We start from the raw sequence: 18,020 nt of genomic DNA on the forward strand, positions 1-18,020 counted from the left end.
CATTCTAGAGAGATTTGATCCAGATGACAATGTTCATAAGGATGTTGTTTATGTCCTAATGTCTGTTGGGGAGGGGGCCGATCACAATAAAAAACCTCCAAATTCCACGAAGTAAGTGGAAATGGAGGTTCATTTACGAGATCGATAACCGATTATTTTAAGTTTACATTGCCAGCACGAGCTTTAGCAGCCTTATAAGAATCGATGATTTGTTGTACGCCTAATTTTTTGGCTCCATCCACATATTTAGTCCAATCATCCATGTTTGTTGTGCCAAGAATAAATTTAGCGATGGATTCACTGCGATTTTTATCAATCGCTGAGCCGACTGTCGACATGACTTCGAATTCTTTTTCGTTATAAGACGGTTGTGGTCGGTATGGACCATCATACTTTCTTGCTTCAACATAAGCTGCTTGCAATTCTGGCGTAGCCATGGATAAATGTGCATCGTAATCAATCCACGTGTATGTTCCGTTTGTCGCTAAGCCTGTTTTCTTACGCAAATCGGCTACATCGACAAAGTCTGTTTTCATTTTTTTCTTACCGCCATCGAGTGTGTACGTTTCGCCTTCCTTGCCCCAGCTTGCAATATTTTTGCCGTCTTCGGAATAGAAGAAGTCGATGAATTGCATAACGTCTTTAACACTTTTGGATTTAGAAGAGACGGTCATACCAGATTCTACAATTTGAGTATAAGGGTTTTGCTGCTTGCCGCCTGGAATGCCAGCCGGTGGTGCCATGAAGGCTAAGTTATATGCTGGATTATCTTTTCTAAGCGCTTTATTGAAGAAGTCAATTCGTCCAATATAATCAATCGTAATAAAGGCTTGGTCTGTTGACATCTGATCTTGCCATTGCTTCGTTTCAAGCGTTAACCAATCGGGTGGAATGAGCCCTTCTTTGTAAAATTTGGATAAGTAAGACACCATGGTTTTGTAGTTATCTTCGATAGGGCCGTACTTCACTTCCTTCGTAGCCTCATCTGTGTAATACCCTTCATTGGTAGCAAAGTTCGGACTTAAGTGAGAAAAGATGCCGCCATTAGATCCTGTACGGAACGTTAAAGGGTAGCTTTTCGGATAAAGCTCTTTGAGCTTCTTAAGAACGGTATACAGCTCGTCATAATTTTTAGGAGCAGCTAAATTGTTTTTCTTGAAAACATCATCTCTGTACAACCAAATGATACGATTTGTTTCTCCAAACCCTTCATTAGGGAAGAGATACATTTTTCCATCAGCTGCGATATTAGCTTTCGCGATATCCGGATATTTTTCCATCCACTTTTTGAAATTAGGCATCTGGTCTTTATAGTCTAGGATGTTAGCAAGAGCACCTTGTTGGCCATATTTATTAGCTAGCGTAAGATTCGTCATAAAAGTAATATCAGGCATATTGCCGGAAGCAACATTTAGATTAATGGTATCTTCTGGCTTACCTGCAGGTACCTGCATATCGATCGTAACACCTGTTTTCTCTTGAATGAGCTTCCAGATTAACCAGTCCTTCGTATAAGGCCATGTTGCTGCTGATTCTGCCATCATCGAGAAAGTTTTCTTCGTTTGGCCTGCTGTTGCTGGCGCATTCGTTGCACCATCTCCCGTGGAAGGTGTTTCTGTCTTGGATGTGCATGCCACAAGTGAGGAAATTGCTAATGAGGTAATTAAGCCGATTGCCATTGCTTTCGAAACTGCTTTGATTTTCATTCGAGCACTCCCTTTTGTTTAATTTTCCCTTAGAGTTTCCCTTTGAGTAATATACCTTATATATTAACCCTTGACTGCACCAATCATTGCTCCTTGTACAAAATACTTTTGGAGGAATGGGTAGACCAAGAGAATGGGAACCGTTGAAACCATAATGACCGTATATTTTAAGGATTCATCTACAATTTCCACATCGCCGCCTAAGCTGGTAACTTGACCGGCAAGAACGATGTTTCGAAGTATAATCTGGAGTGGGAACAGATCCGCATCCCTTAAGTACAGCAGCGGAAGCATAAAGTTATTCCATAGTGATACGGCATAGAACATGCCAATTGTTGCGAACGCTGCTTTGGAAAGTGGTATGACGATGCGGAAGAAAATACCTAGATCTGTTAAACCATCCATTCTTCCGGATTCTTCTACTTCAGTGGGGATATTTGCATAAAATGTTCGCATGACCAACAAGTTCCATGTACTCACTGCCCCTGGCAATGTCATGGCCCAGATCGAATCCATAATGCCGTAAGATTTAAGCACGAGAAAGGTAGGGATTAAACCGCCACTAAAGAACATGGTGAAAATGATCATGAACGTAAACGTTTTGGAAAAGACCATTTCTTTCTTGGACATGGCATAGGCACCCATAGAAGTAATGAGTAAGGCAATCGTCGTACCAACAATGACGTAAAGTATCGTGTTTATGTAAGATTGCAATATACGCGGGTCGTTCAGTACTAATTTATAAACTTCAAGGGTAAGTCCTTTGGGAAACCATGTGATTTCGCCCCGTAACACGTAATTGTTTGAGCTAAGGGACACCGCTGCCATATAGATAAAGGGGTATAGTGTACTGAAGATTAACCCGGCTAGCAGGATAAAATTAACAATTTGAAACAAGCCGATTTTTTTTCTCATCGTAGTCCTCCTATTACCATAAACTTGTGTCTCCTAATTTACGGCTCGCATAATTGGTACCTAATATTAATATGAGACTGATAATCCCAGTAAATAAATCAATCGCAGAAGCATAACTGAAGCTTCCCTGAGTTAAACCGACGCGATATACATAAGTACTAATAATGTCTGCCGTCTCGTAAGTGGCCGGATTGGAGAGCAGATATACTTTTTCAAATCCGACTTCAAGCACATGGCCGACATTCAGGATCAAGATAATCACAATAGCAGGCATAATTCCTGGAAGTGTTACAGCTTTCATTTTCTGCCATCGAGAGGCGCCATCGATCTCAGCAGCTTCATAGAGCATAGGGTCAATCGCTGTTAGTGCGGCTAGGTAAATAATCGTTTCCCATCCAACGTGCTGCCAGATTTCGGATAAAGCGTAAATGGGTCGAAATAGTTCGGCCTTCACCATGAAATTGATAGGTTGAAATCCTAAAGCTTCAATCATTCGATTCACGACCCCGCTGGAGGGGGACAAAAACATGATGACCATACTGGCTACTACGACATTTGAGATAAAATGAGGAAGGTAGCTGACGGACTGGACAAACCGTTTAAACAGCTTATGTGTTAATTCGTTCAAAAGGAGAGCCAAAATAATTGGCGCCGGGAAACCAACAATTAATTTGTACAAGCTTAACAGAAACGTATTACGCATGAGGATGAAAAAATCCGGATTTTTGAAGAACTGCAGGTAGTATTTGAAGCCAACCCAATCACTTGCCCAGATGCCCTTGTATAAATTGTAATTTTTAAAAGATATCACGATACCGAACATGGGGAAATATTTGAACATGACATACCAAACAAAACAGGGCAAGAATAATAGTAACAAATACCGGCTTCTACTTATTTTTTTCATCATAAGCTCCATCGTGAATACCTCGTTTCGTTCTTGTAATTGCCCTCATCATACCGACAACCCTTAAGAAGTTAAATCCACATTTCTATGGATAACATTCAATAATTTATATAAGTGATGAAATGTTAAGTTTATGGAGAGATGAATACGCCTCAGATCATGAGATTATAAGTAACCAGCATGGAATGAAAAAGAGCTGTTCCATTAGGTCTGAAGTGACCTGAGGAACAGCTCTTAGTTCTTTATGGGATTAGCCAGTTGGTTTTGAACGCAGGCCAGTCTGTAGCCCAGCTTGCATAACCGTAGGCGTTCGTATCTGCGGGGTCACTTGTGCCATTCGCATGGGCATAGATCGCTGCGCCTTTAAAATAATTTTCAGACGGATCAGAGGTATCATTCTTTAGAGCAGTTACGCCGGCATCCAATCCTTTGGCGCCAGAGGTAATATTTTCATACAAGGGATTATGGATGGTTGGTTTGCTAGGAAAAGCGGGCAGTCCAATGAATACTTTGATTCCGTTTGTAGGTAGGGGGTGACCGCTCGGATCGTTCCAGTAGACGCCAGATACCGCTCTTAAAATATCATTGGTCTGCTGCTGCATCCACGCTTGATATCCGCTGCTGCTTGTCGCCGCACTATCATAGGTCATGGCGACCAGCACATCGATATTTCGTCCCATATAATAGTAATAAGTTGGACTCCATGAGTACACACTGCCAGTACCGTATTTATGTACAGCTGCCCCTGTCAGCTTGCTGCTGGAAATATTGCTTTTGATATCAATCATCAGCTGTTTATAGTTGTTAAACAGGGTATCATTATTTCCCGATGGCTCTAAATCCATCATAATACCGTCAAACGCCCGATTTCCGCCATCAAAATATGTACCTGGCCCGATATTCGTTAGCTTTACGGCTTCATTAACAATGGCTGCTCTCACGGTTGCATTGCCAACATCGACGACCGAGCTGTCGGCATTCACCCACGCGAGCACTCGGAAATGATAATTGTTCGCTTGCTCATACGCATAAATTTGATTTAAGAACGCTTTGGCCTGCGCCATTTCGGTGGCAGCATTCGTAATAACACCACTGCTGTTTAACGTACCAACATTCGGAAACAAATAATTGACTGCGTACGTATTTTCCATTTTATCGGCTAGATCAGGGACCAAACTTACATAACTGGTGTATTTTACGTAATTATGCGACAGAAATGTGGCATTCTCCAGATACTGACCTCGTATAGTCGAAATGGTCGCTGAAGCCGTTGTAGAAAAGGTTAACGTAAACACCAAGATGAGAAGAATAAAGATTTTGTTCCTATTAGTCATACCAGCCATCCTCCTTCAATGAAATGATCCTGCTGCACTAGTGTATATCGCTGTCTGGTGAGAAAGACTATACCGTTTTATAGCTAGTTAACAATTGTATCGTTTCCCTAAAACAAGTTAACAGCTGTCCAGACTCCATGAATTAGGAAATGTCCACTGAGAGTCAATCTACAGTTTTTCAACCTGTTATCATTTTTATAGGTTTGAATAAAAGTGGTTGAATTCCAGCAACGTGAACATTTCTATTCTGATCCCATTCCTTTAGGATGAAGCTAGACACCACAAGATCAACTAAATTCGAAAAGGGGAGTTATAGTTGAAAAAAATACGTTCTAAATGGCTTGCGATTTCAATTTTATCTTCACTGCTCGTTGCTTATGTACCCAAGGGGGGAGAGGTGTATGCAGCTTATACACCAGCGCCGATTAGCGATAACTTTGATAGTTTAGCTAGCGGGGACGCCCCAAGTGGAAGTCCGGCGACATTGGCCGACTATACAGTTACCGTAGGTGGTACGGGTGCCGCAATGGGACCGAATCTGAATGCATTCATTTCCGATGTTCAGCATGTGAGCGGTACAAACAGTCTATCAATGGTAGATGCGGTAAGTAATCAATATTTGAGGGCCAAAAAAAGGTTTACTTCTAATCCTTCTACGACGACCAAAGTCATTGCAGAAGCAAGTCTGTATGCTACGTCTTCGGCGTCTTCCGCCACGATTGAGATGAACCTCTTGGACAACACCGGAAATCAAATCATAAGAAATGTATTGAACAGCTCAGCATTCAAATATGGCAACCCACAGCTCACGGCGCCTGGTGTTACACTCCCGACGAACAGCTGGTATAAGCTCCGATTGGAAGCCGATGCGGCGGCTAAAGCTTATGATATCTATGTGAATGGGGCTTTGGTTGTGTCTCATGCTACATTTACTAATGCGGCGGCTATAGACACGATTCAATTTTCAACGGGTTCCTCGAATGTAGCAACCTATTATATCGATGATGTGACCGCACGAGAAGCGCTCGGTACAACCCCGGCATTAGCAGCCGATACCGATCTTAATACGGTACAAACCCCGATTGATCTACCGTTTGCTGCAAATACGGAGTGGCAGAGCAACATTACTGGCATTACGGTGGATGGAACAAGGCTTAGTGAGGCTTCATATACCATTTCTGATGGCAATATTCATCTTCAACCGCAAGCGTTTGCAACGGCAAAAACGTATAAAATCAGCGTTGAAGCTAATGGCTATTTCACTGCTCGTGTAAATCAGATGATCGTTGATCAAGCGACCAAAGCTGCTCCAATCTTAACACCGGACGTAGAAGGCAATAGTACGGGCAACTCCGTGGACATTGGATTTACGGATGATCCCGATTGGCGGTCGTCGATTATAGGCGTAACCGTGGATGGAGCAACCGTATCCAGCGTAACGTATTCCGTTACACCTGGTAACCTTCACCTTGATGCAAGTCTCTTTGGCATCGCCAAAGGGTACGGCATTCAGATTAACGCAACTGGGTATAATCCTTCATTGATTACACAGCAGATTACTGCTCCAGCAGGTATGGTTGCTCCGGTTACGGCGGATAAGCCTTCTAAGCAGTACCCGTCAAACATTCAGGTTGCGTTGAGTTCACAGACGACAGGGGCGGCTATTTATTACAAAATAGATGGGGTAGATGCGAATTTCACCCTTTACTCAGAACCGATAACGGTAAAAGGCAGCACACAGATTGTAGCCAAAGCGATGAAAAACGGGGAAGAGAGTGCAGAGTCGAGCTTCTATTACTCCATCCTATCAGACAGTAGACCAGCCATTACGAACTCAGAAACATTCACGGGTTGGACCAACAAGGTACTTGATACGACACATGTGAAGGAAGGCGCGAGTTCAGCCAAATGGAGCAATCCAGCCGTAGCTGTTAACGTCAACGATATCACAGCAGACTGGAGTCAATACGACCAGCTCGAGGTTTGGGTATACTCGGGGAAAGCAACGGGGAACAACATTTATATGATCATTGATACGGATAATAACACTGTATCGGGCTACGATTATTTTATCGCTCCCTATAGAGTGGATTGGGTGGGATGGAAGAAAGTCGCGATCCCACTTGCCAAATTTACCAAATCTACAGCACGGACAACGTTAGCAGAGTATCGCAGACTTATCATTCATCCGAGGTGGTATGCGAACGATCCGCCTCTTGATACCTCGTTGGATTTATATTTTGACGACATGGTGTTAACGAAAAAGGTCGTCGACGTGTCCACTGACAATATCATTCGCTATGCGAAGCCTGGTGTTGATTTGGACTATACGTTCACGATCACGAATAAATCGAAGGCACCAACCACCTATCAGCTGGCATTGAATCCGGGCTTCAGCACGTTCGATAGCTCGTATACCGTGACATATCCAAGTAGGACGGAGGAAGTCGCTCCAGGGGGCGAGCTTCAAGTCGATGTCCATGTGAAGGTGCCAAGCACGGCTGCGGTTAACGATATGAAGTATGGCACTTTAAAGGTAACTTCAGATGCGGATGGCAGCGAAACTTCCGTGAAATTGCAATCGCAAGTTGTGGACTGGGCATCTTCCGCCCAAGCGCACCCGAATACGATGGTAACCCAAGCTCAACTCGCTCAGGCGAAAGAGAAGGTGAGCAAGTATCAATGGGCTAAGGATTACTTAGCAGCCGTCAAGACGAAAGCGGACACGTGGCTGAATACGACTTTTTATTACCCCGACCGTCCCGGGGGACATTCGATTTGGTATTACTGCGGGGATACACCTTTAACCTATAACTATAATGAGCCCCATAACCATACTTGTCCTGACGACGGCAAAGTTTACAGCGGCGGAGATTTCGACTTTGCATGGCGATCTACCACGCACCGTAAAAATATCGATGCAGCAAAAGCGCTTGCCGTAGCTTATTCCTTAACGGAAGACGTGAGGTATGCGGAGAAAACAAAAGAAATTTTGCTGGCGTATGCCAAATATTATCCTAGCTATCCGCTTCAATCGAGGAACGGAAGGCTATATTGGCAATCGCTGGATGAAGCCGTTCAAATCATCAAGCTAGCGCAAGCGTACGATCTGACTGTGAATAGCGGATTATTCGCAAACGATGAACAATTTGATATTGAAATGAACTTATTCAAGCAATCCGCAGAGACGTTGACGGAAGTGGATAACGGCACGTCCAACTTCCAAACGTGGCATAATGCGGCCATCGGCATCATCGGCGTGCTGCTTCGTGATGAGTCGCTCATGGATATTTCCATTAACGGAAAGAGCGGCTTCCTGTACCAAATGCAAAATAGCGTGCTTTCCGATGGATTCTGGTTGGAAGGTGCGATCGGCTATCACTTCTATGTGCAGGGTGCGTTGTTTATGCAGGCAGAAGCGCTGTATCATGCACTTACACCTGAGCATCCCGATAGGGATTTATACGCCCATCCAAATTTCAAAAAAATGTTCGAGGTGACGCTCGGCTACGTTTATCCAGATTTGGGCGTCAGTAACAATAATGACTCCGGTGGCTATCCCTCATCACTCGTGGGTACTGAGCTGCGCACGCCTCCTGTAGATTATGAAGGGGTGTACGCGCATTACAAAAACGAAGATGAAGGCTATGCGCATGTAGCGGAATACGAATCACTGCTCAGCATGATTTATAATGATCATCACCAAATTCGAGGTGGGAAGTTGAACCCGGATGACGGTAATATCGATGCCTATATCGGGGAGCAGGCTGTATTCTACGGACTGGATGAAATTCCCTCGGCGCCTGCCTTGAAGCTGGGAAGTACAAACTTTGATGGAATCGGGCATGTTGCCTTAAGATCCGGCGCGGGGGCCGATGAAATGTTCGCCCTGGTTGATTATGGGCTTCACGGCGAATCGCATGGTCATTTCGATAAGCTTAACCTGGATCTTTTCGGTCAAGGAACACGGCTAGCGCCAGATTTCGGAAGTACCGCGACCTACGGTATCTCCTTATATAATCAGTATTATAAAAAGACATTCAGCCATAATACGGTGCTCGTAGACGGTTTGGATCAGTCGATTTACAAAGAAAATAATGAAGAAAGCTTTGACCCCACGACACTGTTTCTAGACTCTGACCGCTTTGCCATCAGTACGAATACGGCAAATCATGTCTATAACGGGGTAAATCAATATGAAAGAACGGTTGCATTAACGAATGATTATGCAATTGATATCTTTAATGTCAGCTCTGCGGATGAACACACCTATGATTGGACACTTCATGGACTTGGGAAATTTGAAACCGACATGACCATGAATCCTATAGCGCCAGAGAGTATCGGGACGACAAATGGCTATCAATATTTACAGAATACACGACAGGTTCAGCAAGACGGTGTTTGGAGCGGTACATGGAAGAATGAGCAGGATGTCGGGCTGCGAATCATTGGACTGAACGATAAGGCTTCCGATATAATCGTGGGTGAATTGCCTGGTCCTGCGACCCAAATCGATACGTATTACGATACGGTTATTCATCGTGCCAAGGGGAAGAACGCTTCCTTTGTATCCATCCTGGAGCCTGTTGACGGCAGCAGCAAGATCGCGAGTGTAAACCGTTTGGATGACGCTAGCTTTATGATCGATTTGACAGACGGCACGAGCAATTATATTTACCATACATCGCAAGCGAACGCGGGAGAAATCAGTTATTTGTATGCTGAAGGGAGAAATATGGATCCTGCGCTCGTCGGGTCAATGAACACATCGATTAATAACGGTATCTTGGAAATTGGGTATCTGTTGACAAGTAATATCGAGAACCTTACTTCGATCATCTATGCGCCTAATGTTACATCGGTGAAGTTAAATGAAGTTGAAGTACCTTTTAGCATAAGTAACGGTTACGTCATGGTACAATTGCAACCGAATGTACTGGTCAATCATGCTCCAATCTTGAATTCGATTCCAGCAACTAGCGTGACGCTTGGCCAAGTGGTAGATTTCTCCTTACATGCGGAGGATACGGATGGTGACGCTGTCACTTACAGTGGTGTGAATCTGCCGGCAAATGCAACATTAGATGCAGCTACAGGCGCCTTCCATTGGCTGCCTGATACAACGGGTGAGTTTACGTTGAACTTTAAGGCTGTTGACAGCAAAGGGGCGGAAGCGACTGTAACTGCGATCGTAACGGTGATTGAGATTGTGAATATGGATCAAACAAAACCGGAGACGGTCAGTATCGTCTCACCTTCAGTACCGGACGGATCGAATGGTTGGTATGTTCATCCCGTGACGATTCAGTTGACTGCAACTGACGATTTTTCCGGAGTGTTTCAGACAGCGTACAGTTTTGACGGTGGATCAACGTGGATGCCTTACACAGGCCCAATAACGATTACACAAGACGGGCGGTACACGCTGAGTTATCGCTCAACTGACAAAGCGGGGAATCAAGAGCTGCTCAAGAGCAACAGTGTTAATCTAGATACGACGGGTCCGGAAATTAGGGTTACTTCGCCGATCATAGGAAGCAGCTATCTAGATTCCAGTGATTTTACACCGCAGTTTAAAACGGTAGATGGTCTATCCGGTGTTGACAGCAGTAAGACAATCATTCAACTTAATGGCAAGCCTCTAAAGCAAGGAGTAGGTATTCCTCTTTATACGCTGCCACTCGGCACCAATAAAATAGAAGTAACGGCTTACGATGCGGCGAAAAACGCACAAAAAGTGACTGTAATGTTCTCGACTTACACAAATCTTGAATCTTTAGAAGCGTTGGTCACGCGCTTTGAAGACATGAAATGGATTGATCATTCAGGTAGTGCAAAGGATCTGCAAAGTGAATTAAATCAAGGGGATTTAGGGGAGTTTATGGATGAGGTGAAATCCCAAAGCGGCAAACATATAGCCAAGGAAGCGGTAACCTATTTGCTGCGGGACTCGCAATATATACTGGATTCATTAACGACTTTAGTCAATCAACTTAAAAACAATAAATCAATTGATAGTGATGTGGCGAAAGATTTGCTGAAAGCACTTAAAGAAGGCGACTTGAAAGACTTTGCGAAAAAGGTTCAAAAGGAATCAAAACGTATCTCGTCTGAAGCGGCAGCGTTGTTGCTTAAAGACCTGCAGTCCCTATTAAAGGGTAAAAAAGACGACGACCAGAATAAAGAATGAGGAAATGATTTTATGATCAAAAGCAAAAACCTCGCCGAATTATGGCGAGGTTTTTGCTTTCAGCGCATCCCCTTTACGAAACTCTCCAGGTGGTACGCCAGTGACCTTTTTGAACATACGGATAAACGAATTTACGTTGTGGTAACCGACGCGATCGGAAATCTCTTGGATTTTCAGCTGGGTTTGTTCAAGCATTTCCTTAGCCTTGTCCATGCGATAGCTGTTGAGGTAATCACTGAAATTGATGCCGTTCTTCTCTTTGTAATAAGTGGATAAGTACGCCCCCGTAATATTCAGCTTTTCTGCCAAGAGCTCGAGCGAAATGTCCTCGCCATAATGGGACTCCACATATTCCGTGACAAAATCAGTGATGTAATCGCTTTGCGACTTCTTGCGTTTGTTCCGCTCGGCAGCTGAGGTCAGCATCCGCTCGAACAAATCGATGTATTGCTCTATCTTATAGCATTCCATGATCTGATCGGATAAGGGCTGCGGGCCAAGCAGTTGATCCGTTTCGATACCCGAGGATTGAAGGAGCTTCGTAACACGACCGACGATGTCTCTAGCAAATTCAGTGAACTGCAAAGAGGTGGCTCTTTTCTTGTGCATCTGATTCAGCACACGGGTAACGATGGAGATGACAGCAGCACTGTTGCCTGCGGATAGGTTAGCTGTCAACTCTTGCTCTTCAGCGACACTAAGCGCGAAGTCTCTAGGAGCGGGCTCATCTTCACGCACAATGAGCGTCTCGTCGGCAAGTCTGCGCTGCTTCGCAAGCTCCAGCACTTGCTCATAAGCAATGGCTAAATCCACCGTTTCATGCTGCAGCGGACTTGTCGCAATCGTGACGAGACAGTATTGCAGGTCCAGATCGAAAACCTGTTTTAAACTTTGCAAACTAGCCTCAAGATCGAACGATTTACCAGGCTCAAAGAAGAGGAGTGACAGGATCTGATCCTTTTCTATTTGAAAAGTCAGCGATTCTCGCAGCGATTTGGTGAAATGGAAATGGATGTACTCACGCATATAATACATGGCCTTATTTTTCTCCATGTCCGACTGTTCGAGGAAGGCTTGTTTCATATGTATTTGGAAAAGGACTAGCAAGTAAGGCTTGTCGCTGTTGATTGGAATCTTGACATTTTCGCCGCCCCCATGAATCATCTTCAGTTTGTTCATGTACATATAGTATTGCAGAACTGAGTTTTTACTCGTCAAATCCTCATGAATGTCCCGGTTCGTTCGCTGCAAGTCGTACAATTTATCACTGATCAGATCGAACTCTTTAATCTGGCTGCGCGGTGAATTCGGCGCATTCAGCTGGCTAATCGACTCCACAATTCTAGCGAGTGGATAATTTAATTTCATCGTAAAGAAAATGGAAGCTGCAATCCCGATCACGACGGAAATAGCCAGCAGTCCTATCAATATCCAATTCAACTTCACAATTTGTGAAGCGATTCGTTCTAGCGGAATAACGTGAATATAGCTATAGCCTGTTTCGGAGCCCTTTTGATAAAAGACGTAACTTTTCTCAATTTCAAGGAAGCCTTGTTGATCCGTCATATGGTCGAGCGGCAGATCGGACGTTGTAATATTGCCTGTTGAAGAAAATAACGGCTGCCGTTCTTCATCCAACATAAGGAAGCGACCGCTTCCGGCAGGCTGGAGCGCCTCGTACAATTTACGGCTGTCGAGCAGGATAAGAACTGCGAAATTTTGATTGGAAATGTTTTTAATTAGAATAGGCATGAAATCGCCCTTTAACGTAGGCTTTTCTGGGCCTTTTTCAATGAAGGTGGCGGATGGGTATACTTTGAAACTGACTGGTTTCTGCAGCTGTTCTGTCCAAAATGGAAGGCTGTAGGCAGCATTATAATAAAATTTGGAGAACATGACGTCAGCAGGGCTTGTGCCTTCCTTCTCAATGACATAGGAGCTGTCTTTGAAGAAATAGATGATGTTATGTACATATAAAAATGGGGTTGCCAGCGTCGATTGCAGCTCTTTGCGAATTTGCGCCATCATTTCATAATCCAACTGAGGCGACATGCTTTTCATGATTTCAGTCTTTTCGTTAAAATAGAAACTAAAGCCCAAGTTTTTGACGAGCGCGACTTGCTTCTCATAATTGTGGACTGCTGTATTCAAATTCAAGCGGTTATTGTTAATAATTTCATTCTGGATATTTGTGCGGAAGAAAGTGTAGGAGAGAAAGTTAAACGAGACCAGGAGTAAGATAATCACGGCAAAGCTTGTCAGCAATTTGAAAAATAACGAACTGCTTTTATTTTTCCATAAGTGCATGAGTTGTGGCAATACAGGCTCCCCCACTCTTTCTATAAGTTATAGAGAAATAAAGTATAACACCTGACCTCGGGATTGCCTATAATATAGACCGATCTTGGGTGTATAAATGAATATGCACTTTTATAGCGGGTTAACATTATTATTGATTTACATAAAAATACTAACATTTTACCAAAGAAAGTAATCACTGTCCCCTATGAAGTGCGGCCTTGATATGATATTTTCAATACCAAACACATGAAAAGGGGTGTTTACGATGACTAAGCAGGAAATCGCCCAGTGTTTGGATCAGGTGGCCAAGCAGATTATCTATGTGAAAAAAATAATGATGGAAAATTGGGAGAGTTACGTCAACGCTCCTTTTGACTTGGCTAAGCAACATTTGGCAAGGGCAGATCAGCTGCTAGAGGAAGCGCTTATGCTTCAAGCTTCCGATACGGAAGGTAGCATGTGTAAAGCGAAGCTTGCATCCATGGAAGCCATGGATGGCTATCTATGTTCTCTACCGAGTAGAGCAGCGGAAGCCCGGGGTGTCTGGTATCGTCCTACAGAACATAGTCATGAGGAAGTGAGCCTCACTTTAGATCGCATGAAGGCTGCCGGCTTCAATGAGTTGTATTTGGAGACTTGGTTATGGGGATATACGATTTTCCCTAGCTCCACGGCAGCAGCGGAACATATAGAGGTGCAGCATCCTGCTTTCCGAGGCTGGGACCCGCTGGAGGCTTTCGTTGAGGAGGGCGAGAAACGGGGAATCGCTGTACACGCTTGGTTGGATGGGTTCATGGTCGGTGTCAACCAGACCGGTGGACCCGTGCTTCGAGCCTACCCGGAATGGTCAGCGTTAACGCGTAGGCAATCCGATTCTGAGAAGCCGTTACCTCAGCAGGGGACAGGTTACTTTTGGCTAGATATTACGAATCCTGCTGTGCGCCAATACTTACTGGACATCGTGAAAGAGATCATCACGAAATATGGTGTTGCTGGTATTAACCTGGACTTTATGAGGTTTCCGCATACGAATGACGACTGGCAGGATACCTACTGTTTCAGCAGACATGCACGCACAGCATTTGAAAGCGAGCATGGCATAGACCCACTGGAGATTCATGCCAAGCAGCAGACGGAGCTTTGGACAACGTGGACGAAGTGGCTCGAGGAAATCGAGGATAATTTTGTTTCTGAGCTATACAAGGAGATTAAGCGGATCAGCCCGAAAGTAATTGTATCGGCTGCACCAGAACCGGGAGCGGAGTCCGATAAAATTGGCAACTGGTCGCAAAACGTTGATGTTGTAATCCCTCAGGCTTATTATGCCAATGCTTCTGAGGTTCGACCATCCGTCCAACTGCACAAAAACGAGCTTCTCCCAGGCAATCTAGTATACAGCGGGATCTATCCGATGTACGCTAAATTGGGAGCGCAGGAAACTGTTGCTCAGGTTCTTGCTGCGCAGGATCTAGATACCGGAACCGTCATATTTGCTTTTGGCCAAGCGACGGATGAAACGATCCGTGCGCTGCGTATGGGGCCGTGGCGAAACGACGCAATCTCGACAGGGATGCATCCGCTGCGGGCGATCCAAGCGGCATTGCATGCACAAAAAACAGATGTAGAGCAAGTTTACCTTCCACGCCAAGCGGTTCATGAGGAAACGGCGATTGATCTTGTAGACAGGTTAGACTTGCTTCTTTATGATTTGCAAAGAAAAACAGGGGAAGCGTTGTATGCCTCACTGGATGAGATGTTCAAAGAATGCAAACAATTTCTGTTGCAAGCGAAAGAAGAGGAGACAATTCATCCCTCTGTCGTGCTGCAGCTGACGAACACGTTAATTGAAGTTCAAGAGCTTCTAAGTTATTCACGGATTAAGCAAGTCAAGTGAAGTAAAACCGAGCGGGGGTCCCCATTATGAATTTATTAATTGTGGAAGATGAAATCCGTCTCAGAAATGCGCTAGCCAACAATATTCCTTGGGATAAGCATGGCATTGAGGTCGTAGGTCAGGCTGGTAACGGGGCGGAAGCTCTACGAATCATCGATCGTAAAAAGCCTGATATCATCCTGCTGGATCTGCAAATGCCAGAGATGGATGGTCTAACATTAGCTAGGCGCCTTCGCCAAATTGATTCCTTGTTGAAGATTATTGTACTTAGCGGACATGATGATTTCACTTATGCGCAAGAGGCACTGGGTCTCGGTGTTATGAAATATTTGTTGAAACCAGCAGGCGACGAGGAAATTTTGGAAACGGTGCTCGAAGCAGCGGAGAGGTTGAAAAGCGAGCTTGAGCAGCGTCATAACGAAGATGAGCTGAAGATGAAGTGGAAGCTTCACCTTCCTCAATTGGTCAATGAATTCTTTCAGGGGTTGTTAAATGGGAAATACGAGCCTTGGGAGATTGAGCAGAAATGCAGGGATCTACAATTGGATTTGAACAAAGAGGCTGCGTATGCTGTTACCGTTGTCGATATGGATCCGATCTCAGAGACCGAAAGTCGTTTCAGCAAGAAGGATATGTCACTACTTCAATTTTCACTTAGCAGTATTGTGAAGGAAGCCTTATCGTCGACTCATTGCTGGGTGTCTACCAATTTTGCAGGCTGTACGGTTATCATTTTTCAGCTTCCCAGTGATGAGGAGCCTAGAATTTCTCTGCAAAAAATTAATGCTTTAACCGAAAAGCTGCTGTTCACGGTGAAAAGCTGCCTCAAGCTAAGTGCAAGTGCCGGGATCAGCGGCATGTCGGGTGGTATAGTGGATATGAACAAGCTATACGTTCAAGCAGTGCGCGCATTGCAGGATCGAATAGTACTTGGTCACGATTTGGCGATCCCCTACCGGGCCGAGCAAGGGCGGGAGCCGGAGCTGACATTTCAGCCTAACCTTGAGAAAACGCTGGAAATCGCCCTCGAGACCGGAGATGCTGAGAAGGCTAATGAAACGTTAACGGCGCTCTGGAACGGTGGGATGGCAAAAGCGGACACCGTTGATGATATTCGTGAGCATATCCTATATTTCACATGCTTATTTATCGGTATGATCCAAAAACAGGGCTGGCCGGTGCGCGAAGTAGCTGGCGAGGATTATGTTTATTTTCATAACCACTCGGAGCTGGCGTCGAAGGAACAAATCCTTTTTTGGCTGCAGCGTATGATAAGGGCATATTTAGCATATGCCGGCCAAAGGCGGAAATCGACGAGCCATGGCATGATCAAGACGATATTAAGTTTCGTGGAAAATGAAATAGATCAGGAAATGACGCTGCATGCTGTCGCAGACAGGATGTATGTCAACTCTTCCTATTTAAGCCGTCTTTTCAAACAGGAAACAGGGAAAGCTTTCTCCACTTATGTGCTGGAACGCAAAATGGAGCGTGCCAAAGCAATCCTGCAGGAGGGCTCACGCGTGTACGATGCCGCATCGGGTGTTGGGTATAGGGATGTGAGTTATTTTACAAGAGTATTCCGTAAATATTGGGGTGTCACACCAGGGGAAATACGAAATTGATCGCCATATATGTCGTTTGGCAGCCTTCTCGAGCATTATCGGGGAGGTTTTTTCATTTTCTCAGGCGAGAAGTTATGAAAGTACCAAAACAAGTAATATTCCTCTAATTCGCAAAAAAACGGGGGGTGATACACTAAGTTTAGAAAGACAGTACGAAGGAGGAGGCACCTTGAGAGAAACGACAACTGCAAAGGAAACTGTCCTATCTTTGAAAAAAAATGTTAAAAAGAGATATATGCATCAATTGTGGATCGATGTCAGGAAAGATTGGGATTTATATCTTGCACTTATTCCTGGCATCGCATTTCTCCTGCTGTTCAAGTACACGCCGATGTACGGGATTATTATTGCGTTCAAGGATTTCAATATTTTCGATGGGATGTCCGCAAGTCCATGGGTTGGGATGAAGCATTTCGATAAATTGATTTCGTCTGCAAGTTTCTTACAGGTATTTCAGAATACCTTGTTTATTTCCATCTACAAAATCTTGTTTCTCTTTCCACTCCCGATAGTGATTGCTATTTTACTCAATGAATTGAAAAACATCGCGTTCAAGCGAAGCGTGCAAACCGTTGTCTACTTGCCTCACTTCTTATCTTGGGTTATCGTCAGCGGATTATTCATTGATCTTCTCTCCACGAACGGCGGTATCGTGAACAAAATAATCGTCGCCATGGGCGGCGAGCCGATCCGCTTTTTCTTAGACAGTCAGATTTTCCGTTCTGTGCTCATTGGGACGGCAGGCTGGAAAGAAACGGGATGGAATACGATTATCTATCTCGCTGCTTTAGCTGGAATTGATCCCGGCTTGTATGAAGCAGCTAAGATCGATGGCGCTAATAAATGGAGACAAATCATACATATCACATTGCCTGGCTTAATTCCGATCATTTTACTGATGTTCATTCTTCGTCTCGGCTACGTGCTGGAGGCTGGAACAGAACAAATTCTCGTCATGTACAATCCCAGTGTTTATAACGTCGCAGATGTCATCGGCACCTATGTGTATCGCATCGGACTCGGCGAACAGGATTATAGCTTCTCAACCGCTGTAGGGGTATTCGAATCCGTTGTTGCGTTTATTTTGATCCTTACAGGCAACGGGCTGGCGCGAAAGTTTTTTGGACGAGGTATTTGGTGAGTAG

The 18,020-nt window shown here is 44.5% G+C and carries 9 protein-coding genes; 4 read left to right on the plus strand and 5 right to left on the minus strand.

From position 1 onward, the window contains the following. Positions 1-152: 152 nt before the first annotated feature. The 4 genes from AC58QG_RS16895 to AC58QG_RS16910 form a co-directional block, all read right to left on the minus strand. Positions 153-1,706, minus strand: coding sequence for an extracellular solute-binding protein (locus AC58QG_RS16895; RefSeq protein ID WP_497363279.1), 1,554 nt, complete (start codon positions 1,704-1,706; stop codon positions 153-155). 63 nt (positions 1,707-1,769) lie between these two features. After that, positions 1,770-2,621, minus strand: coding sequence for a carbohydrate ABC transporter permease (locus tag AC58QG_RS16900; protein WP_497363280.1), 852 nt, complete (start codon positions 2,619-2,621; stop codon positions 1,770-1,772). A 13-nt stretch (positions 2,622-2,634) separates the two neighbouring features. Beyond that, positions 2,635-3,540, minus strand: coding sequence for an ABC transporter permease (locus AC58QG_RS16905; RefSeq protein ID WP_497363281.1), 906 nt, complete (start codon positions 3,538-3,540; stop codon positions 2,635-2,637). A gap of 230 nt (positions 3,541-3,770) precedes the next feature. Then, a complete protein-coding gene (locus AC58QG_RS16910; RefSeq protein WP_497363282.1) occupies positions 3,771-4,862 on the minus strand; it encodes a hypothetical protein in 1,092 nt (363 codons plus the stop codon). Between the two features lie 316 nt (positions 4,863-5,178). Here AC58QG_RS16910 and AC58QG_RS16915 point away from each other — a divergent pair, with 316 nt between their 5' ends. Next, a complete protein-coding gene (locus tag AC58QG_RS16915) occupies positions 5,179-11,055 on the plus strand; it encodes a hemoblobin-interacting domain-containing protein (protein ID WP_497363283.1) in 5,877 nt (1,958 codons plus the stop codon). 39 nt (positions 11,056-11,094) lie between these two features. Here the strand turns inward: AC58QG_RS16915 and AC58QG_RS16920 are convergent, their stop codons facing one another. Next, positions 11,095-13,362, minus strand: coding sequence for a helix-turn-helix domain-containing protein (locus AC58QG_RS16920; protein WP_497363284.1), 2,268 nt, complete (start codon positions 13,360-13,362; stop codon positions 11,095-11,097). A 259-nt stretch (positions 13,363-13,621) separates the two neighbouring features. Between AC58QG_RS16920 and AC58QG_RS16925 the strand changes: the two genes are divergently transcribed. The 3 genes from AC58QG_RS16925 (at position 13,622) to AC58QG_RS16935 (ending at position 18,016) form a co-directional block, all read left to right on the plus strand. Then, complete coding sequence (locus tag AC58QG_RS16925; protein ID WP_497363285.1) at positions 13,622-15,250, plus strand: glycoside hydrolase family 10-like protein; 1,629 nt, start codon at positions 13,622-13,624, stop codon at positions 15,248-15,250. 26 nt (positions 15,251-15,276) lie between these two features. Then, positions 15,277-16,875 carry a response regulator transcription factor gene (locus tag AC58QG_RS16930; RefSeq protein ID WP_497363286.1) on the plus strand — a complete coding sequence of 533 codons (1,599 nt, stop codon included), beginning with the start codon at positions 15,277-15,279 and terminating at the stop codon, positions 16,873-16,875. Between the two features lie 235 nt (positions 16,876-17,110). Beyond that, entirely contained in the window at positions 17,111-18,016 is a 906-nt protein-coding gene (locus tag AC58QG_RS16935) for an ABC transporter permease (RefSeq protein WP_497363472.1), read from the plus strand. Positions 18,017-18,020 lie beyond the last annotated feature (4 nt).

Source organism: Paenibacillus sp. J22P169, assembly GCF_059691995.1.